The organism is Jezberella sp. (assembly GCF_964834465.1).
Map to the genome: position 1 here is coordinate 92489 of NZ_CBAZRM010000011.1, position 20883 is coordinate 113371.

General features: G+C 54.0%; 17 protein-coding genes. 6 read left to right on the plus strand and 11 right to left on the minus strand.

Going from position 1 to position 20883, the window contains the following annotated elements:
- The first annotated feature begins 201 nt into the window (after nucleotides 1–201).
- From AC1W8Y_RS10210 to AC1W8Y_RS10220, 3 genes are read left to right on the plus strand one after another with little or no spacing between them, the layout of a single operon-like run.
- Nucleotides 202–1548: a DEAD/DEAH box helicase gene (locus AC1W8Y_RS10210; protein ID WP_482014418.1), complete on the plus strand. Its 1347-nt coding sequence runs from the start codon at nucleotides 202–204 to the stop codon at nucleotides 1546–1548.
- A gap of 20 nt (nucleotides 1549–1568) precedes the next feature.
- On the plus strand, nucleotides 1569–3176 hold the full coding sequence (locus AC1W8Y_RS10215) for a peptide chain release factor 3 (protein WP_482014372.1): 1608 nt from the start codon (nucleotides 1569–1571) through the stop codon (nucleotides 3174–3176).
- Between the two features lie 15 nt (nucleotides 3177–3191).
- On the plus strand, nucleotides 3192–3854 hold the full coding sequence (locus AC1W8Y_RS10220; RefSeq protein ID WP_482014373.1) for a hypothetical protein: 663 nt from the start codon (nucleotides 3192–3194) through the stop codon (nucleotides 3852–3854).
- A gap of 5 nt (nucleotides 3855–3859) precedes the next feature.
- On the opposite strand, the gene rpoN is transcribed toward AC1W8Y_RS10220, so the two are convergent.
- Nucleotides 3860–5368 (minus strand): RNA polymerase factor sigma-54, encoded by a 1509-nt coding sequence (gene rpoN / locus AC1W8Y_RS10225; RefSeq protein ID WP_482014419.1) that lies wholly within the window; start codon nucleotides 5366–5368, stop codon nucleotides 3860–3862.
- Nucleotides 5369–5441: 73 nt separating this feature from the next.
- On the opposite strand from rpoN, the gene AC1W8Y_RS10230 reads away from it, so the two are divergent.
- Together AC1W8Y_RS10230 and leuA are read left to right on the plus strand one after the other, a co-directional pair.
- Nucleotides 5442–5999 (plus strand): hypothetical protein, encoded by a 558-nt coding sequence (locus AC1W8Y_RS10230; protein WP_482014374.1) that lies wholly within the window; start codon nucleotides 5442–5444, stop codon nucleotides 5997–5999.
- Between the two features lie 334 nt (nucleotides 6000–6333).
- On the plus strand, nucleotides 6334–8004 hold the full coding sequence (gene leuA / locus AC1W8Y_RS10235) for a 2-isopropylmalate synthase (protein WP_482014375.1): 1671 nt from the start codon (nucleotides 6334–6336) through the stop codon (nucleotides 8002–8004).
- A 25-nt stretch (nucleotides 8005–8029) separates the two neighbouring features.
- On the opposite strand, the gene AC1W8Y_RS10240 is transcribed toward leuA, so the two are convergent.
- The gene (locus AC1W8Y_RS10240; protein WP_482014376.1) at nucleotides 8030–8824 is read right to left on the minus strand and encodes a ferritin-like domain-containing protein; all 795 of its coding nucleotides are present in this window, start codon (nucleotides 8822–8824) and stop codon (nucleotides 8030–8032) included.
- A gap of 35 nt (nucleotides 8825–8859) precedes the next feature.
- Here AC1W8Y_RS10240 and AC1W8Y_RS10245 point away from each other — a divergent pair, with 35 nt between their 5' ends.
- A complete protein-coding gene (locus tag AC1W8Y_RS10245) occupies nucleotides 8860–9357 on the plus strand; it encodes a DUF3429 domain-containing protein (protein WP_482014377.1) in 498 nt (165 codons plus the stop codon).
- A 25-nt stretch (nucleotides 9358–9382) separates the two neighbouring features.
- Here AC1W8Y_RS10245 and rocF read toward each other — a convergent pair whose 3' ends face one another.
- From rocF to AC1W8Y_RS10290, 9 genes are all read right to left on the minus strand, one after another.
- A complete protein-coding gene (gene rocF / locus AC1W8Y_RS10250) occupies nucleotides 9383–10333 on the minus strand; it encodes an arginase (RefSeq protein WP_482014378.1) in 951 nt (316 codons plus the stop codon).
- The gene (locus AC1W8Y_RS10255; RefSeq protein WP_482014379.1) at nucleotides 10330–10827 is read right to left on the minus strand and encodes an SET domain-containing protein; all 498 of its coding nucleotides are present in this window, start codon (nucleotides 10825–10827) and stop codon (nucleotides 10330–10332) included. The genes rocF and AC1W8Y_RS10255 overlap by 4 nt, the downstream gene beginning before the upstream one ends.
- 40 nt (nucleotides 10828–10867) lie before the next feature.
- Nucleotides 10868–11689: a 3-methyl-2-oxobutanoate hydroxymethyltransferase gene (gene panB / locus AC1W8Y_RS10260; protein WP_482014380.1), complete on the minus strand. Its 822-nt coding sequence runs from the start codon at nucleotides 11687–11689 to the stop codon at nucleotides 10868–10870.
- Nucleotides 11690–11699: 10 nt separating this feature from the next.
- A complete protein-coding gene (locus AC1W8Y_RS10265) occupies nucleotides 11700–14363 on the minus strand; it encodes a DNA topoisomerase III (RefSeq protein ID WP_482014381.1) in 2664 nt (887 codons plus the stop codon).
- A 92-nt stretch (nucleotides 14364–14455) separates the two neighbouring features.
- Nucleotides 14456–15346 (minus strand): tRNA glutamyl-Q(34) synthetase GluQRS, encoded by an 891-nt coding sequence (gene gluQRS, locus AC1W8Y_RS10270; protein ID WP_482014420.1) that lies wholly within the window; start codon nucleotides 15344–15346, stop codon nucleotides 14456–14458.
- Between the two features lie 18 nt (nucleotides 15347–15364).
- The gene (locus AC1W8Y_RS10275) at nucleotides 15365–15823 is read right to left on the minus strand and encodes a Smg family protein (RefSeq protein WP_482014382.1); all 459 of its coding nucleotides are present in this window, start codon (nucleotides 15821–15823) and stop codon (nucleotides 15365–15367) included.
- A gap of 113 nt (nucleotides 15824–15936) precedes the next feature.
- Nucleotides 15937–17964, minus strand: a complete 2028-nt coding sequence (locus AC1W8Y_RS10280) for an acetyl/propionyl/methylcrotonyl-CoA carboxylase subunit alpha (RefSeq protein ID WP_482014383.1) — start codon at nucleotides 17962–17964, stop codon at nucleotides 15937–15939.
- A 23-nt stretch (nucleotides 17965–17987) separates the two neighbouring features.
- A complete protein-coding gene (locus AC1W8Y_RS10285; protein ID WP_482014384.1) occupies nucleotides 17988–19595 on the minus strand; it encodes a carboxyl transferase domain-containing protein in 1608 nt (535 codons plus the stop codon).
- Nucleotides 19596–19701: 106 nt separating this feature from the next.
- Entirely contained in the window at nucleotides 19702–20880 is a 1179-nt protein-coding gene (locus tag AC1W8Y_RS10290; RefSeq protein WP_482014385.1) for an isovaleryl-CoA dehydrogenase, read from the minus strand.
- Between the last annotated feature and the right edge of the window lie 3 nt (nucleotides 20881–20883).

A 20883-nucleotide genomic window follows, 5' to 3' on the forward strand; every position in this document is an offset into this window, starting at 1 on the left:
AATTCGAGCTCGACACAACGTTCCAGTCCTCGTGTCTTGCTCAGCCCCAATTCTTGTGGGCGCTCGCCTCAACGGCGTTTTACTCCCTGTTCGTCTACCCCGATTGGAGCCCACGGTAACCCCGCAGGCCGGTATGACGATGGAGCTCTCTTCTTGTCTACTTCTACTACTTTCGCTGACCTCGGGTTAGCTGATCCACTGATGCGTGCGATTGCCGATGTTGGCTACACCACGCCCACCCCAATTCAAGCGCAAGCCATCCCCCGTGTGCTGGAAGGCCGCGACCTGCTGGCCGCTGCACAAACGGGCACTGGCAAAACCGCTGGTTTCACCCTGCCTATCCTGCATCTGTTGCTCTCTAAATCCGCTGAATTGCGCAAACCCGGGCGCCCACGTTGTCTGATTTTGACACCGACCCGCGAGCTCACCGCTCAGGTTGAAGAATCTGTCAAAACCTATGGCATCCACACCAACATTTCGTCCATGGTGATGTTTGGCGGCGTCAACATCAACCCTCAGATCAATGCCTTGCGCAAACCGCTCGACATTCTCGTGGCAACACCCGGTCGATTGCTAGATCACTGCGGACAACGCACGGTTGACCTCTCGGGGGTTGAAATTCTCGTGCTGGACGAAGCAGATCGTATGCTTGACATGGGCTTTATCCGCGACATCCGAAAAATTCTCGCGTTGTTACCCCGTCAGCGCCAAAACCTGCTGTTCTCTGCGACCTTCTCGGACGAGATCCGTGAACTATCCAAGGGCGTGCTTCGTGACGCGATCGAGGTGTCTGTTGCCGCTCGCAATACAACCGTTGAACGCATCGACCAAAGCGCCCACATGGTGCCGCAGGCCCACAAGCGCGACGTGTTAAGCCACATTATCCGTGAAAGCGGCTGGCATCAAGTGCTCGTGTTTACTCGCACCAAGCACGGTGCCAATCGCCTCGCTGAAAAGCTCGTCAAGGATGGCTTGAAATCCGCAGCGATTCACGGCAACAAGAGCCAAGCGGCTCGTACCCGTGCACTCGACGACTTCAAAACCGGCAAGGTCTCGGTGCTAGTCGCCACCGATATCGCGGCACGTGGTATTGACATTGACCAACTGCCTCAAGTGGTCAACTTCGAGTTGCCGAATGTGCCAGAAGATTACGTTCACCGCATTGGCCGCACGGCTCGCGCGGGTGCAAATGGTTCGGCATTGTCGTTGATTGATAACGATGAGCTGAAATACCTACGTGACATTGAGCGTTTGATCAAACGCAAGATCACGGTTTTGCCAGCCCCAACCGGCTGGACCGCGTCTGCCCCTTCGGCACACGGCGCTGACGACGACGAGCGCGCCGCAGGTCGTCGTGATGCGCCGCGCCGTCCAAGACCAAACGGTAATGCATCGCCCAACGGCAATCGCTCGACGGCAGCGCCCAGTCGTTCAGGCCCGCCCAGAGCACGTACCGGATCAGCGTCTGGTCGTCCTCACGCGAGCGCATCAACCGGCGCAGCGGGTCAAGCCAACAGAGCTCGTCGCCCCGCCCCCTTGAGCAAATAACCCGACTAAAATCTCGCGCCATGAGTATCCAAACAGAAGTCGCTAGGCGTCGCACATTCGCCATCATCTCGCACCCTGATGCGGGCAAGACAACCCTCACCGAAAAGCTGTTGCTTTTCGCAGGGGCCATTCAAATTGCTGGTAGCGTCAAGGCACGAAAGGCGTCACGGCACGCCTCTTCTGATTGGATGGAAATCGAGAAGCAACGCGGTATTTCAGTCGCGTCCTCCGTGATGCAAATGGAATACCGAGATTGCGTGATCAACCTGCTTGATACCCCTGGCCATCAAGACTTCTCTGAAGATACTTATCGTGTACTCACAGCGGTGGACGCGGCGCTGATGGTGATCGATGCGGCAAACGGGGTCGAACCACAAACCATCCGGCTCCTGCAGGTTTGCCGGGCACGCAATACCCCGATCATTACCTTCATCAACAAAATGGACCGAGAGGTCAAAGAACCCCTTGAGCTGTTAGCTGAAATCGAAGAACATATCGGCATGGATGCGGTTCCCATGTCGTGGCCCGTTGGCATGGGCAAGGCATTTGGTGGCGTGTTTGATATTGCACGCGACCAGATGCGACTGTTTCGACCAGGCCAAGAACGCCGCGACGACAGCAAAGACGACGTCATTGATGGTCTCGATAATCCTGAGATCGCCAAGCGCTTTGGCGATGCATTCACCAGCGCAAAAAACGACATCGAACTGATTCAGGCGGCGGCCCCTGCGTTTGATCGTGCTGCCTTCCTGGCGGGCAAACAAACCCCTGTATTTTTCGGCTCTGCCATCAACAACTTTGGCGTACAAGAGGTGCTGGATGCGCTCGTCGATCAGGCCCCACCACCTGGTTCCCGAAGCGCTACTGAACGGCAGGTCAATCCTGAAGAGCCAAAATTCACTGGCGTTGTGTTCAAAGTACAGGCCAATATGGATCCGGCACATCGCGATCGCGTCGCCTTTGTCAGGGTCAGTTCGGGGAAATTCAATCGCGGGATGCGGCTAAAAGTATCCCGTAATGGTAAGGAAATCAGACCCAATAACGTCGTGTCCTTTTTGTCACAACGCCGTGAATTGGTTGATGAGGCTTACGCGGGTGATGTGATTGGTATTCCCAATCACGGGATCTTGCATCTTGGCGATGTTCTCACCGAGGGAGAATCCCTGCACTTTACCGGTTTACCGTTTTTTGCACCTGAACTGTTTCAAGCAGTTGAAGTCAAAGATCCTTTACGTATCAAACAGTTACGCACAGGCCTAGCTCAGCTTGGTGAAGAAGGTGCCATTCAAGTATTTCGACCCATTGCCGCAGGCGGGGCTTTACTGCTCGGGGCGGTCGGCCAACTACAGTTTGAAGTCGTCGCGCACAGGCTCGCTGCCGAATATGGCTGTGAAGCACGCATGATGCCCTCGCGCTACAGCATGGCCAGATGGATTACTGCTGAAGACCCTAAGGAATTACGCAAATTTATCGACGCGAATGCCTCACATATCGCCTATGATGTTGTCGAAGCGCCAGCCTTTTTGGTAACGTCTGGCGCTCAACTTCGCGTCGCAGAAGAGCGCTATCCCTCGATACGTTTTCATGCCATGCGCGAACACGGCGCAGCCCCTTCGGCTGCTCACTAACTGAGACGAAAGACCATGTCATGGCGCGTGTTAATCGGATTTCTGTTGATTGTTGCAGTTGCCTGTTGGCAAGGTGGGATCAAACTCGGGGAGTGGTTGGTCAATAAGGCACCCGCAAGTATTGCTTCAGCCAACGATGCCAAAATCCAGAGCGCACTTGACGACAAAAGCAAGCAAACCCTCGCCGAACCACCACAACCACGGACAGACGGGACGCTTGGACAGCCAAAAAGCATTGCACCGGTTGAATGGTCGATCGTGCGTACCCACGTCGATGGCGTTGTGCGTGATTCTGAGGACATGATCCGTATTGACGTACCAAAAGCCGAGGCTGATATGCCTGATCGTGCGTTGTCTGCGGGCGGTACGCAATGGCCGCAAGGGCCGTCTGATATTGTCACCATCGACGCACCCAACACGCCTTTGGCGCCACGCTCGCCCGACGTGCCAAACCGCCCTGCCGAGCCGTTAAAACCAGCAACTCCCAACAGACTGGTGATCTCTTGGCAACAGGCGTTAAAAAATGATCTGGATCAATGCAGCAAACTGAAATTCTTTGATCGCCCACGCTGTGTTGAGCAAGCGCAACGCAGATATTGCGAACCCAACCACGCGTGGGGGCAAGCAAGTAATTGCCCTAATCCCAACGCGTCATTAAGCCACCCCGGAGGCGGTTAAGATCGTCAGTTCGCCTGTGCTTGTGATTTTCTAAGCGGCGCGGTGGGTATACGCAGTACTTCACGATATTTCGCCACGGTTCGCCTCGCAACGCTAATACCGTCCTTCTCAAGCAAGCTAACCAGTTGACTGTCAGACAGCGGTTTATGCCGGTCCTCAGCGTCAATCAAGGCCTTGATGCGCGTCTGGATCGCGGTAGCAGAGGTCGCTTCGCCCCCCCCTGATGAGGCTAAGCCTGTACTAAAGAACCGCTTTAGCTCAACCGTTCCGAAAGGGGTGAGTATGAATTTTTGCGTTGTCGCCCGCGAAATGGTCGACTCGTGCATCCCAAGTTCGCCAGCCACATCTTTCAACGTTAAGGGTCTTATTGCCTGCCAGCCTTGCAAGAAAAAATCTTGCTGATAATGAACGATGACTTCAGCCACTCTGCGGATGGTGTCAAAGCGCTGGGCCACATTACGGATGAGCCACCGCGCCTCTTGCAACTTACCATGCAAGTCGGCATTTGCGCCTGACCGTGCCGTACCAAGGGCTTTCGCATACATTTCGTTCACGCGCAGTTTGGGCATGACCGCATCATTCAGAAATACCCGCCAATCGGCATCGACTTTGCGAACGATGACGTCGGGGACGGCAAATTCAGCGGCGGGACGCGTCCAGTTAGAAGCGGGTCTCGGGTTCAGTTTCAAAATGAGTCCGTGAGCCAGCTTCAGCTGGCTTACATCACAACCCAGCATATCGCGGAGTTTGCCCATGTTACCGGTCGCCAATATAGGCAAACCGATCCTGCAAATTTCACGAGCCAGCGCCAATATGTTGCGGTCTCCTGCCTCAGGATATTGACTCAAATCCGCATACTGCAACTGTAGGTCAAGGCACTCAGACAGATCGCGAGCACCAATCCCCGGTGGGTCAAACGAATGCAACAAGTTCACCGCAACCGCAAAATCGTCGATTGTTAAGCCAAGCGCAGGATCCATCCACGTCACAATCTCTTCCAGCGGTGACGCCAGCAATCCATCGTCGTCCAGTTCCTCGATCAAAATCTCGACCAGCGCCGCATCTCGCACCGAAAAACGGGTGGTCTTCAATTGATCCAGCAAATAATCACGCAAACTGCTCTGCACCGCAGACTCGGGCCGAACATCCTGGTCATCATCGCGTGAATCGCGAGACGACTTGAAATCGGCGGATAACGTGGTTGAATCGAACTCGGCATCTGAATTCGTTGACGCTTTCGCGTCTGCCCCAGCATCGTGGCTGTCGACATTTGCAACAGGGGTCGCCATCGCGTCGTAATTCATGGGCACTTGCCCAGCCGCGTCCGCCGAGACTTTTTCGTCCCGTTCGCTGTCCTGTCCTTGTGACTCAAGCAGTGGGTTTTCGGCCAGCGCCCGGGACACCTCTGATTCGAGGTCAAGCGTCGACAGCTGCAAAATCCGTAAGGATTGCTGCAGGGCTGGGGTCAACGTCAACTGTTGACTGGTTCTCAGTTCGAGTAATTGTCTGCTCATGGGTACAATATTGTGCATGATGATCTCACTCAATACACAAAATCGCCACCAAGATCGGCGTTTATTACAAAAAATGTGCATCCAGCTCGCTTGGTTGCCCGTGTTAATCCGTTTGCTGGTCGTGGGCGTGGTTGGTCTGGCCTGGTTCTCAATCTGCGTCACGGTCTTACAAAGAACAGCTGGGCTGCGCTATGACAGCATTAGCTTCCTGAATATTCTCGGGCCTCAAGTGCTCGATTTCCTCAACCGTATCAATTGGTATATCTGGGCTGGTTTGCTGCTGATTGTGACATTGTTCATTCTCGGTGCGATCAGAAGCTATCTCATCAAAAGTATCTTAGCCGGCCGAAATGCACTGGTGCCACTCGACTTGATTGAAACACTCGCTACACAGCTGTCACCCGAGGCGCTGGATGTTCTTAAATGGGTCTGGAAGGACAAAGAAGTACCCATCAACTACGGCCATATTCGGACAACCTTAAAACAATTGAGAAGTGGGCGCGTCCGAAAACTCGCCCTGGCTCGTGCCCAAAAAGCCGCCATTGATGCAGCGCTGGCAGCGAGTGGCATCGGCCCGTCGGCGAGTGTTGAAAAATCCCCAAGCGCCTCACGCGGTCAGTCAACCGGTTGAGCGCAAGTTGCTTTTATTATCGATTTATGTTCGACTAGCGACATGGATGCAATTTTTATGACGCACTCCGGTGACGTCTCAACTTCGAAAATCGATCTCGGCCTTGCTGTCGAGGGCGTTCGTTCGTCTGTTGCATCTCGCGATCTATCGCACACCCCTCTATCGCTACTACTAGCGATCGGTTGCCGGGCCTAGCGTCCCGTGGCAGTCCGGCAGCCATCCGCCACCCATTCATACTAAAACCTGGCAAGATCCTGTCAGGTCTACATGCTAAAAAGTAAAAATCTCTTGGGCTTAGTACGTTAAGAGATATTTGTCATGATCCGAGGTCACTATGCTTTCCAACCCTGCAAGTAAATACATTCCCTTCAAGCCCTTCGAGCACGACTTTGTCGAACGAACCTGGCCAACTAAGCGCATCACTCATCCGCCTGTCTGGATGAGCACCGATCTGCGCGACGGCAATCAATCCTTGATTGAGCCGATGAGCGTCGAGCGCAAGTTACGTTTTTTTGACATGCTCATCAAGATTGGTTTCAAAGAAATCGAAGTTGGCTTCCCGTCCGCGTCACAAACAGACTTCGACTTCGTACGCAAACTCATTGATGACAAACTGATACCCGATGACGTTACGATCATTGCGTTGACGCAAGCTCGTCCAGAACTCATTGCGCGCACCGTCGAGTCAGCCGCGGGCGCTAAGCAAGCGATGATTCATTTGTACAACGCCTGTGCCCCTGGCTTTCGCCGCATCGTATTCAACATGAGCCGCGATGAGGTTAAACAAGTCGCGATTGATGGCACACGCTGTGTCATGGCCGAGATGGCGAAGTATCCGCAAACGGATTGGTTTTACGAATACAGCCCCGAGGTCTTCAGCACCACTGAGCCTGACTTCGCGCTCGAAGTTTGTAACGCGGTCACCGAGGTCTGGCAGCCGACACCTCAGAAAAAAATTGTCTACAACTTACCCGCGACCATTGAGGCCACAACGCCCAACATGTATGCCGATCAAATCGAATACATGCACAAGCACTTGAAGCACCGCGATTGCATTGTGGTTAGCCTCCATCCTCATAATGACCGTGGCACAGCCGTTGCTGCAGCAGAGTTGGGTTTGATGGCAGGTGCCGACCGCGTCGAAGGGTGTTTATTTGGCAGCGGTGAGCGCACGGGTAACGTTGATCTCGTGACACTCGCGTTGAACCTCTATACCCAGGGCATTCACCCCGGTCTGGATTTCTCGGATATCGACGAAGTTCGCCGCTGCGTTGAATATTGCAACCAGTTGCCCGTCCACCCGCGACACCCTTATGTCGGCGATTTAGTGTTCACCGCCTTCTCTGGCTCACACCAGGATGCCATCAAAAAGGGATTCGCTGTTCAAGACCCCAATGGGGTCTGGGAAGTCCCCTACTTACCCATCGACCCAGCAGATCTGGGCCGCAACTACGATGCGGTGATTCGCGTCAACAGTCAATCAGGTAAGGGTGGGGTGTCCTACCTGCTCGAACAAGAGCATGGTTTGGTGTTGCCACGTCGCCTGCAAATCGAATTCAGTCGCGCGATTCAACGGGTCACGGATGAGACAGGTCGCGAAGTCACTGCAGATGATGTTCATACCGTTTTTCAATCTGAGTATCTGACGTTGACTAAGCCCTGGCGTTTGATTAAACACAGCATCACTGGCAATCCCTCGGCCGCGGCGGGTCAGAGCTTTACGATTGAAGCCGAGTTCGAAGTAGATGGTGAACGTCGTGTGCTTCGCGGTGGTGGCGATGGTGCCATCTCGGCCTTTGTAGATTGTTTGGGGTTTCCTGTTCGCATCGTTGACTATCACGAGCATGCCATCGGTACTGGCACGGATACGCGTGCGGCTTGCTATGTTGAGGCTCGAATTGCTGACGGCAATACGGGTTTCGGCGTAGGCATTGACCGTGATATCGTGACCGCATCGTTTAACGCGGTCTTAAGTGCAGTCAACCGCCACCAAGCCACAATGTGACAAGGTGAGTTGTCAGTGCGTTAGGTTAACGGCCTGACGCGATTGACTCCAACGCCAGCAACTCGGCCTCTTCAAACCCTGCCGCCCGTCGGGCGTCAAGATTGAAGGGGCCTTTTAACGTCGGTGCTCGGTACATTTGTGCTAGGTCGGCATAGGTCGTCAAGGGATCCAGTCCACGCTGTTCGCAGACATAGCGATACCATTTGTTACCGGTGGCGACATGAGCAATTTCGTCTCGCAAAATGATATCGACAATGCCAGCGGCCGCCTTATCGCCCCCGCTGGCTAACTTGTGCCGCACCAGCGGTGACGCATCCAACCCTCTCGCTTCAAGGGTCCTCGGGACAAGCGCTAATCTCGCCAATAGATCTGCTTGCGTGCGTTCTGCCATCTCCCACAACCCATCATGGCAGGCAAAATCGCCATAGGTGTAGCCCATCCCCTTCAAGTGATCGCTAAGCAACTTGAAATGAAATGACTCTTCTTGCGCCACCGTTAACCAATCTCGATAGAAATCTTCTGGCATCTCGGCAAAGCGCCAAATGACATCCAATGCAAGATTGATGGCGTTGAACTCAATATGAGCCAGCGAATGGATGAGCCCTGCCCTGCCCTCAAGCGTATTGACGCTTCGATGCGGCAATTGTGCTGGCGGCACCAGCGTCAGCGAGGGTCGCCCGGGGATACCCTCTGGCGTCGGTATACTTGTCTTAAAATCAATGGGGATTGAAGCATGCATCAGCCACAGAATGCGGGCTTTGCCAAGCGCATCAGGCTGTCTCAACGCCTCGAGCGCCAGGTTTCTCAGTTCTGTCTTCATTCGGTTATCTTACTCATGTTTTTTGCGAAAAACCTATGACACCCAGTGAACGGTTGACCAGCCAACGTCGTATTCCGCTTGCCGCTCTGATTCCTGGTTTGCTGGGGCTCGTTCCTTTCTGGTTTCTCGCCATCGCCTCTGGGCATGATATAGGGCTTGACCCGATCAGCGCATTACTCGGGTTGCTGTCTTACGGCGCCCTCATTTTGAGCTTTGTGGGCGCGCTCTGGTGGGGCATCGCTGCGCACGCCGAGGCGGATGCACAGCGCAACGCGATGTTTCTCTGGAGTGTCATCCCAGCCCTCATTGGCTGGTTCGCCTTGATGGTCACCCCCGATGTTGGTTTAATCCTGCTTGCATCAGGCTTACTACTTCAGTGGGCACTGGATTTAATGCTTTACAAAAAACAACCAAGACTCATCAGCGTGTGGATGCTGCGGCTACGCACGATCTTGACCATCGGTGCATGCACTGCGCTCGTTTTTGGATGGTACGAATTGCACCATGCCATAGGCTCAGTTGCTCACCACTAAGGCAAAGGCACAGACAACCTCGCTTTTAACCATCGCGCGCATCATGCCGCATCAACGTCGTTTTCCCGAATAGGCTTTCAATCAAGTCCACGGCCAATTCAGCTGTCTTGTTGCGCACGTCCATCGCGGGATTTAACTCAACAATATCCAATGATCGCAACCGACCGGTGTCGGCAATCATTTCCATACACAATTGTGCCTCGCGATAGGTTGGGCCACCTCTGACCGTTGTGCCAACGCCTGGCGCAATTTCTGGATCTAAAAAATCAACATCCAGACTGACATGCAGATGAGTGCCTTCATCTAACTCGGCGAGCGCGTGGCTCATGGTTTCGCGCATGCCCATCTCATCGATGTAGCGCATATCAAACACTTCAATACCGATGTCATGCACAAGACGCTTCTCGCCTTGATCGACACTGCGAATACCAATCTGGCGAATCTGGGTGGGGTGTAGCGCTGGGATATGCCCACCGATCTCAATCAGTGCTTGCGGTCCCATGCCGCACAGACACGCGACCGGCATCCCGTGGATATTGCCGCTCGGCGTCAGCGCGGCGGTATTGAAATCAGCATGCGCATCAAACCACAAGATCAACAATTTTTTGCCTTGCTCTCGGCAATGACGCGCCACTGCACTGATCGATCCGATCGCCAGACAATGGTCGCCCCCCAGCATCATGGGGATTTGACCCGCCTGCAACTCGTCGTAAACCGCGTCGTGTACCAGCTGATTCCAGCGGGTGACTTCGGCAAGGTGGCGAAAACCATTGACCGGTGCTTGCCAAGGATTGTTCGGGCCGACAAGGTTGCCGCGATCGTTCACGACCAGACCGAATTGGCTGATCGCTTGCACAATCCCAGCAACACGTAATGCTTCAGGCCCCATACGACCACCCACGGTGCTTGCGCCAATATCGGTTGGCGCACCAATCAGACTCACTCCCGCCCGTTGCTGGGCAACCTGCTTGGTCATGCCTCGCTCGTTACTTTCTTACGGGCTTTTTTCTTGGACACCGCAAGCATGGTGCCGCGACAATCCGCCGCGCCACAGCGGCAAGCGTATTGCGCTTTCAGTGTTTTGGTCAGCTTTTCATCGATCACCAAACCATAGTCATAGTTCAGCTCCGCCCCACGGGCGATCTCTTGTTTGGCTTCAATATAGACACGCTTGCCACCCTTGCCTTCACTGCTTTCGCAATTTGGCTGACACGAATGATTGATCCAGCGTGCATCGTTGCCATTGTCATTGCCGTCGATCACTTTGCCCGAACTCAAGGAAAAGAAGAAAGTGTGAAAAGGATCGTCAGGGTTGGTGGGATGTCTGCGATCGGCTTCAGCAGCGCTGATGGTTTTCCCGCAATATTCGATGATACGAGTGCCGGCAGGTATCTTACGGGCTGCAAATACACCACGTCCGTGAACCTTCGATTGACGAACAATGTGCCAGGGCTTATCGATTTTAGTCATGAGACAACTTGCTTGATTCAACGGTAAAGAGAACGACAGCTTAGTCCTTTTTGACTGCAAAACAGTGTTGCAGCTCAGGAAATTTCGACGATCGTACCTCATCGGCGTAGCGTTCGACAGCAACGCGCATTTCATTTTCAAGATTCGCGTAGCGCTTCACAAACTTAGGCACGCGTGCGCCACTGAGACCTAGCATGTCTTCGGTGACCAAAATTTGTCCATCGCAGGCGACAGAAGCACCGATACCGATCGTTAAGGTTGGCACTTCGGCCGTGATTTTTGCCGCCACTGGTTCAGCGAGCCCCTCAAGCACAATGCCGAAGGCCCCCGCTTCATGCAGGGTCACGGCGTCATCCATGATTCTCTGAGCAGACTCAGTCGTCTTACCTTGGGCGAGATAGCCGCCCATGGTGTTGACGTACTGAGGCATTAGACCAATATGCGCCAACACCGGAATCCCTCGGGCGACCAGGTACTCAACGGTGGTGGCCATGACAGAACCGCCTTCGAGCTTCACCGCATCAGCGCCCTGTTCGAGCAGAGCAGCTGCGTTTCGGAAAGCCTGTGCGTGCGATTCTTGATAACTGCCAAAGGGCATATCAGCAATGACACACGCTCTATGCGTCGAGCGGACAACTGCCGCGGTATGCTGGGCAATCTGGTCAAGCGTGATCGACAGGGTATTAGGTAGCCCGTAGGCGACCATCGCCGTTGAATCACCAATCAAGATAAAGTCAACGTAATCGTCAATGATTCTGGCCGTCGATGCGTTGTGCGCAGTCAAGGCGACGACTTTGCGATGACCTTTGCATGCCACCAACTGGGGCACGGTCAGGCGTTTAACTTCTGCGTGCACGCTCACGGATTATCCCTTATTCGTCACCGGCGACTTCGGCCACCACCTTGGTTGCTTTCTTGGCAACTGTTTTGGTGGCTTTTTTCGTTGCTGTTTTGCTTGCCTTCTTCACGGCGGTCTTCTTTGCGGCTGCCTTTTTGGGTGCAGCCTTCTTAGCAGCAGTTTTAGTCGCTGATTTGGTTGCCGTTTTTATCGTTGTTTTTGCTGCTGTTTTTCGGGCGGGTCGATCTGGGCGAGCCTCGAACTCGAAACTCACTTTACCGTCTGCCCCGCGCGCAAGATACGCTTTGAACTTGCGGTTCGTGCGGCTAGACACAAACCCTTCTAGTAGGTCTGTCTTGCCTGTCGCGAGCAATTTGCTCATCTGCTCGGCACTGACCTCTTGCTGCAGAATGACCTTGCCGGATTTGAAATCACAGCTGCGCTCAGGCCCGACCGATTTCTCACACAAATAACTCATGCCATGTTCGAACACTCGAGCACTACATTTGGGACACGCGCCAAGCGGCGTGTGGCCAGAAAAGTCTACCGGTTCAGCGTTATCGTCATCGTTTTGACCGAAGTCAAAGGCGAGTTTGCATTCGCTATCCAAGGTCAGAATCGCGGCAAAGGGTCGCCCCATCTTACTGATGAACCCCTGCATCGGCCCTATTTGCTTATCGCGCAACAGCGTTTCGACTTCAGCAGGCTCAAAGGTTCGGCCACCTGGGTGTTTACTGATCGAAAAATCGCACTGCGTGCATGCGTAGCGACGATAGTTCTCTTTCACTACCGCTGAACACTTGGGGCAAGGGGTCGTCAGCGTAATGTAGTCACCGGGCACCGTGTCACGATCATATTCTTTCGCACGCTTTACAATGACTTGTGTCATCTGTGCAATTTCACGCATGAAAACATCGCGCGCTAATTGGCCCTGCTCCATTTGCTTGAGCTTATGCTCCCATTCGCCTGTAAGTTCTGGCGACGTGAGCTCGTGCACATCCAAGCCTTTGAGTAAGGTCATCAGCTGACGAGTCTTGGCCGTGGGCACTAGGTCGCGTCCTTCTCGGCGCAAATACGTTTCGTTGATCAAACCTTCAATCACCGACGCGCGGGTAGCCGGTGTGCCCAACCCACGTTCAGACATGGCTTCACGAAGATCTTCGTCCTCGATATCCTTGCCAGCCTTTTCCATGGCCGATAGCAAGGTGGCTTCGTTGTACCGAGCAGGCGGCTTGGTCACTAATGCAACTGTGTCGATTGCGTCGGTACGAACGGTTTCACGATCAGCGACGGCCACGAGGTTGGCATCCTCTTCTTGGGCCTCTTTGCCGTAAACCTCTAACCAACCAGGTGAGGTCAACACTTTACCTTTGGTTTGAAAATGGTGACCGGAGACGACCGTAATCCTCGTCGTTTCACTGTATTGCGCGGGTGGGAAAAACACCGCCAAAAAGCGCTTCACGACGAGATCGTAGAGCTTGGCTTCCGCCTCGCTTAACTCTTTAGGGATCTGTAAGGTGGGGATGATCGCAAAGTGATCTGACACTTTGGTATTGTCGAAAATCCGTTTGTTCGGTTTGATCCAACCGTTCTTGGCAATTTTGGCGGCATGGGGTGCCAACCCACGGGCAACACCCTCACCTTGTGACAACGCACCTACCGTTTCAATCACGGTGGGGATGTAATCCTCAGGCAGGTGCTTAGAATCCGTTCTCGGATACGTCAGCGCTTTATGGCGCTCGTACAAAGACTGAGCAAGCGCCAACGTCGTTTTAGCAGAGAATCCAAACCGACCGTTGGCAGCACGCTGCAACGAGGTCAAATCAAACAGCGCGTCGGCGCCTCGACTGGTGGGCTTAGCCTCTTCTGTCACGACCCCATTCTGGCCACGACACGCGACCACGACGGTTTTTGCTGCCGCTTCTGTCCAGAGACGCGATTCGACTTGTTCTTTGTCATCCGGATCCGACTTCGCAAACTTCGGATCGAACCAACGGCCTTCGTAAAAGCCTGCGGCTGCCACGAAACTTGCACGAACTTCCCAATAATCGCGAGAGACGAAATGACGGATCTGCTCTTCTCGCCTGGCCACAATCGCCAGTGTCGGTGTCTGCACTCGCCCGACAGGGGTTTTGAAAAACCCACCGTCCTTGCTGTTGAACGCCGTCATTGCTCTGGTGCCATTGATACCAACGAGCCAATCAGCCTCGGCTCGTGACCGCGCCGCAGCCTCTAACGGTTTAAGCGACTCGTCAGTACGCAACTCGGTAAACGCTTTGCGAATCGCGTCTTGCGTCATCGACTGCAACCACAGCCGCTGCACGGGTTTGTTCTGCCCTGAATATTGCTGGATGTAACGGAAGATCAGCTCCCCCTCGCGCCCCGCGTCACAAGCATTAATCAGTGCGACAACATCTTTTCGTTTGATCAAACGCACCAGCATCTTTAGCCGCTCGGTGGTCTTTTTATCAGAGGGATTCAATTCAAACTGCGGGGGAATCACGGGCAAATGGGCGAAGCTCCATTTACCTTTGACGGGATCATTCGGGGCAATCAAACTCAATAGGTGGCCGACACTCGACGAAAGCACATATTTTTCGCTCTCGAAGTAATCGCCTTCACGCGTAAAGCCGCCCAGCGCCCTTGAGATGTCTAGAGCGACTGAGGGTTTTTCAGCAATGATTAATGTTTTTGTCATGTCTATCCAAGTACACCGATGAGCTTGGCGCACATTAAGGCATGCTTAACCCAAATAGGTCAAGGCATACCGGGCGCATCATAAATGCGTTATCAATTTCCGTGCAAGTTAGCACGTTGTGACGCTTGACCCCAAATTCGGATAGCTTCAGGCCAAAAAAGTTCAAGCGTTTTAGCGTGAATAGGCTCAAATCCTAAGAGTTTCCACGTTTTTTGTAAGGTTTCTATTGGATTCTCCGTGTCGAATGGCTGAGCGCCATTCTGTTTGGATAATTTCTGGCCTGTCGCATCCAATATCAAAGGAACATGCAAAACCGTCGGTTGCGAATAACCGAGAGCATCATTTAGCAGGCGCTGCCTTGCCGTGCTACTGAGCAAATCCTCGCCTCGCACAATCGCCGTCACCCCCTGGGCGGCATCATCCACGACCACGGCCAATTGATAGGCCCAAATTCCGTCGGCGCGTTTCAAGACAAAATCACCCACGGCCTGCGCAACATCCTGCTCCATCCTGCCTAGTCGCCGATCGTCAAACGTCGTCACACCGCTAGCTACCTTGAATCGCCATGAGAGCGCCGGACGGCCCGGCAGCAACCCGTGGCGACAGGTGCCCGGATAAGGACGCTCACCCTCCGGAAACTGTCCTTGCAAGCGCAGCACAGAATCGGCGATTTCGCGCCGAGTACACCCGCAGGGGTAGACGAGCTGTCGTGCCGACAAGTGGTCAAACGCAGCCTGATAGTGGTGCAACCTTGCAGATTGGCGCAGAATTTCGCCGTCCCAGCGCATGCCCAAGCGGGTCAACTGCGCAAGGATGGCGTGATCAGCGCCAGGGGCATTACGCGGGGTATCGAGATCTTCGAGCCGAAGTAGCCACAAGCCATCGCTCGCGCGGGCATCTAGATAACTTGCCAGCGCGGTCACAGCAGACCCCTGATGCAGAGGCCCACTGGGGCTCGGCGCAAAACGTCCGACGTACGGCAAGCCCGTCAATGCAGCAAATCAATGCAACAGTCGGTCTTCATCATCACGCAGCAATTCTTCGAGGATCAAGTGATCGACTTCCGCTTCTTGGCTCCAGAGAACCATGAGGGCGATGATCTTGATCTTCTCAAGCGAGACAGGAGACTCAGCCGTTGCCATCGCTCGATCAATCACGATCTCTCTCAACGCGGGCGATAAAGCCTCGGTTGCTTCAAGAAACGTGATGAATCCGATCGAGTCTGAGCCGAGATGGCTGTGCTCGGTGTCTGCATAGACCCGCGTGCCGCTGCCTGGGGATTGCGCCAATCCGACACACTGTTCTGTCGTCTCGGCTAATCCCATCAACCAGCCCAAGGCATCGTCGATGTCTTCATGCTCAAACCCCGCCGCCGCTAGGCGCTTAGCGAGTACATCAGCTGATGGACAAGCCTCTGGGGTGTAATAGTTTTCGAACAGGTACACCAGAATGTCAAACATGAGGTCGCCTATTTAAAAACCGGGAGCCGGATTGGACTCCCGCTGTTGTAATTTCACTTTACGCTCAAATTCTTGTGCAGACAACGTCTACTGAAAATATATTTTACTCGTGGTTAAGATGCGACATTTGATCCTGCCGATGGCTGCATGCTTAACAACGCCACCCCTTCTGCGACCTGATCACCGACAGCAAAATAGACCTCGCCCACCACGCCATCTGCCGCTGCCGAAATGGTGTGCTCCATTTTCATGGCCTCCATCACCAGCAAAGCATCGCCCGGTTTAACCGCACTACCCGTGTGGACATGAACGGCAATAATTTTCCCAGGCATTGGGGCGGTCAACCCTCCCGCAGCGCTATCCAAACTTCGATTTGCCTGCGCCAACGAGTCTGCCGACACGAATGTCATTTGTCGCAACGAATCAAAAACATGCACGACCTCTGCCTCTTGAATCACCGTTGCACGATATTGCCCATCGCCCACGACAAGCCTGAACGCCTGAGCGGGTGCTTGCAAATCAGGCGACGAACTCCAGCTAAAGTTGATGGTTCTGTCATCTACCGTTGCCGTCAATGTCTCGCCGATGCCTGTCAGGCTAACAACTCGTTTAATGTCTCCATCCATCAACACCAGCTGTCTTGGGGCCAAGCCCGACACGCGCCACGATCCGTCGTCGCACCAGGGATCTTGCCATGCTTGAGGCACTGATCCCTGCTTTTCTTTTAAGGCGAGTGCCGCAACAATCAAGGCCTGATCCGAAGCAAGCGAACGGGTTGGCAACAAGGTTTCGCGCTCTTGCTCGATCAAACCCGTGTGCAGTAGCGCGTTTGCAAATGCGGGGTTAGCCATCAATCGGCGCAGAAATTCAACGTTAGTATGCACACCCACAATCCGAGTGCGCTCGAGCGCTTGCAGCATTCGAGCCCTTGCCTGCTCTCGATCGTCCCCATGAACAATCAGCTTGGCAATCATGGGATCGTAAAACGTCGAAATCGTGTCACCGGTTCTGACCCCTCCATCCACACGCACATGCCCGTGGGTAAATGCGACGCAATCAGGTAATCCCAAATAATGAAGCTTGCCAATCGATGGCAAAAATCCGTTGTCAGGATTTTCTGCATAGATTCTCACTTCAATCGCATGTCCTCGCAGTTGCAGCTGAGCCTGCGTCAACGGCAGAGGTTCACCCGCCGCGACCCTGAGCTGCCATTCAACCAAATCAAGGCCAGTAATCATTTCAGTGACAGGGTGTTCGACTTGCAGACGAGTATTCATCTCCATAAAGTAGAAACGACCGTCGGGCTCGACAATAAACTCCACCGTGCCCGCCCCCACATAATTGACCGCTTTGGCAGCGGCAACGGCAGCTTCGCCCATCGCTTGGCGACGTTCGGCCGTCATCCCGGGCGCTGGCGCTTCTTCAATCACCTTTTGATGGCGCCGCTGCACCGAACAATCACGCTCGAAGAGATAAATACAGTTGCCGTGCTGATCCGCAAATACCTGAATTTCAATGTGCCGAGGCTTTTGAAGATAGCGTTCGATTAGTACCTTATCGTCACCAAAGCTCGAGAGCGCTTCGCGCTGACAAGAGACCAAGGCATCCTGAAAGCCTTCGCGACTATTGACGACCCGCATCCCTTTACCACCGCCCCCGGCGCTTGCCTTAATCAGCACAGGATAGCCAATCATCTGGGCTTGTTGCGCGAGAAACAATCCCTCTTGCTCATCGCCGTGATAGCCCGGCACAAGTGGTACACCCGCCTTCTGCATCAAGGTTTTGGCCGCTGACTTGCTACCCATTGCCGCAATCGCCGTTGCTGGCGGTCCAACAAAGGTCACGCCAGCTTCGGCGCACGCTTTTGCAAAAGCCTCGTTCTCAGATAAAAACCCATATCCAGGATGTATTGCCTGCGCGCCAGTCTGAAGCGCCGCATCAAGAATGACCTGCCCTAACAAGTAACTCTCTCTGGCCGCTGCAGCGCCGACGCGAATAGCAACATCACAGCTCGCCACGTGCTTGGCGTGCGCATCTGCATCTGAATACACAGCAACCGTTTTAATGCCCAACCGTCGCGCGGTCGCCGCGACTCGGCAGGCGATTTCACCGCGGTTTGCAATCAATAGCGTATGAAACATTTTTCGAGTCCTTGATTTGCCGATCACATCCTGAACACGCCAAAGTGCGTGTCACCAATCGGCGCATTCAAGGCAGCCGACAAACCTAAGCCCAACACACGACGGGTGTCTGCGGGCAAAATAACACCGTCATCCCAGAGTCTTGCCGTTGCATGATAAGGATGACCCTCGCGCTCGTACTGTTCACGAACCGGTGCTTTAAACGCCTCTTCTTCTTCCGACGTCCATGTACCGCCCTTTTGCTCGATACCATCCCTCTTGACGGTGGCCAACACGCTGGCTGCTTGTTCGCCTCCCATCACCGAGATTCTTGCATTTGGCCACATGAACAATAGTCTCGGGCCAAAAGCACGCCCACACATGCCATAGTTACCCGCCCCAAACGAGCCGCCAATCAAGACCGTAAATTTCGGCACAGCCGCCGTGGCAACTGCGGTGACCATCTTTGCCCCGTGCCGCGCGATCCCTTCATTTTCATATTTGCGGCCCACCATGAAGCCAGTGATGTTTTGCAAGAAAACCAATGGGATTTTGCGCTGCGCACACAGCTCAATAAAGTGAGCACCCTTCTGCGCCGACTCCGAAAACAGGATCCCGTTGTTGGCCACAATGCCGACAGGCATGCCATGAATGTGAGCAAACCCGGTCACCAAAGTCGCGCCGAAGCGTGCCTTGAATTCATCAAACTCAGACGCATCAACGATACGCGCGATGATCTCTCTGACGTCGTAAGGTTTACGCGTATCCGAGGGGATGATGCCGTTGATTTCTTGTGGATCGTATTTGGGTGGCACGACCTCACGCAGTACCTGTTGGGCCGGCTTTTGCTTGTTCAAGCGGGCCACCGCGTTGCGCGCCAATAGCAGTGCGTGCTGATCGTTGGCTGCCAAGTGGTCGACAACGCCCGATAAACGGGTGTGAACGTCGCCGCCCCCGAGATCCTCTGCGGTGACGACTTCGCCAGTCGCCGCACGCACGAGCGGTGGGCCACCTAAAAAAATTGTGCCTTGATTTTGCACAATGATGGATTCATCGCTCATCGCTGGTACATAGGCCCCCCCTGCGGTGCAAGAGCCCATCACAACTGCGATCTGCGCGATGCCCTTGGCCGATAAATTGGCTTGGTTGTAAAAAATCCGCCCAAAATGCTCTCGGTCTGGAAAGACGTCTTCTTGCTGGGGCAGATTTGCCCCCCCTGAATCCACCAGATAGATACACGGCAAATGATTCTGCTCAGCAATCTCTTGCGCGCGCAAATGCTTTTTTACCGTCAACGGGTAGTAGGTACCGCCCTTAACCGTGGCATCGTTACAAACAATCACACACTGAGTGCCAGACACCTGCCCGATGCCGGTAATAATCCCAGCCCCAGGCGATTCGCCGTTATACATACCGTGCGCTGCCAACGGCGACAGCTCGAGAAACGGCGATCCGGGATCAACCAATTGATGCACACGATCCCTCGGTAGCAGCTTGCCGCGCCCCACATGTTTGGCGCGAGCCTCACTCGATCCGCCTTTGGCAGTCTCTTGAAGTTTCTGCTTCAAGTCATCGATCTGCCGCTGAACACTTTGGGCGTTCTGAATGAACTCGGCCGAACGAGGATTAATTTTGGACTCTATGGGGGGCATGTTGATCAGCCTTTGATTTAAAACAAATTCATGAAGTCATGCAGCACTGCGTTGTCCATTGCGTTGCTATTTTTTGCGCACCGCCGCCTGATGAGCTGATGAATGGTTACATCGTCTCGTTAAAAAGCTCACGACCAATCAACATACGACGGATCTCGCTCGTCCCAGCGCCGATTTCATAAAGCTTTGCATCACGCCAAAAGCGGCCCAGCGGATAATCGTTGATATAGCCGTTTCCACCAAAGATTTGAATGCCCTCGCCCGCCAGCCAAGTCGCCTTTTCAGCGCAATAAAGAATGACGGCCGCACAGTCTTTGCGAATCTGTCTGACATGTTGAGCGCCAAGCTGATCGAGGTTCTTACCCACCGTATAACAGAAGGCACGGCATGCCTGCAGGGTGGTGTACATGTCTGCAACCTTGCCCTGTATCAATTGAAATTCGCCAATCGATTGCCCAAACTGCTTTCGATCGTGAATATAAGGAATGACCTGATCCATGACCGCCTGCATGATACCCAACGGCCCGCCGGTCAAGACCGCACGTTCGTAGTCGAGGCCACTCATCAACACTTTGACCCCGCCATTGACCTCGCCGAGCACTTGATCACCAGAGATCAGGCAGTTCTCGAAGACGAGCTCACCCGTGTGACTACCCCGCATCCCAAGCTTGTCGAGCTTTTGAGCGATAGTGAATCCAGGCATCCCCTTTTCCACGAGAAAGGCAGTAACCCCCCGCGCGTTAGCCTCGGGATTGGTCTTTGCGTAAACGACCAACGTGTCTGCGTCTGGGCCGTTCGTAATCCACATTTTGGTGCCGTTCAGCACATAATCTGAACCCTTGGGATCAGCACGTAACTTCATGCTGACCACGTCTGACCCAGCACCTGGCTCGCTCATGGCGAGGGCGCCAATATGCTCGCCGGAGATCAGCTGAGGCAAGTATTGACGCTTTTGTTTTTCTGTCCCGTTGCGGTGAATCTGGTTAACACACAAATTAGAATGGGCACCGTACGACAAGCCGATTGAACCACTGGCCCGAGAAATCTCCTCCATGGCAATCATATGTGCGAGATATCCCATGTTCGCCCCACCATATTCCTCACCCACGGTCAGCCCGAGCACCCCCATTTCACCCATTTTGCGCCACAACGGCATGGGGAACTGATCATCTTTATCGGCGGTTGCGGCCAGGGGGGCGATTTCTCTTTCTGAAAAGTCTCGAACCGCTTCGCGCAACATGTCGATATCTTGTCCGAGTTCAAAATTCAGGCCGGGCAATTGCATAGC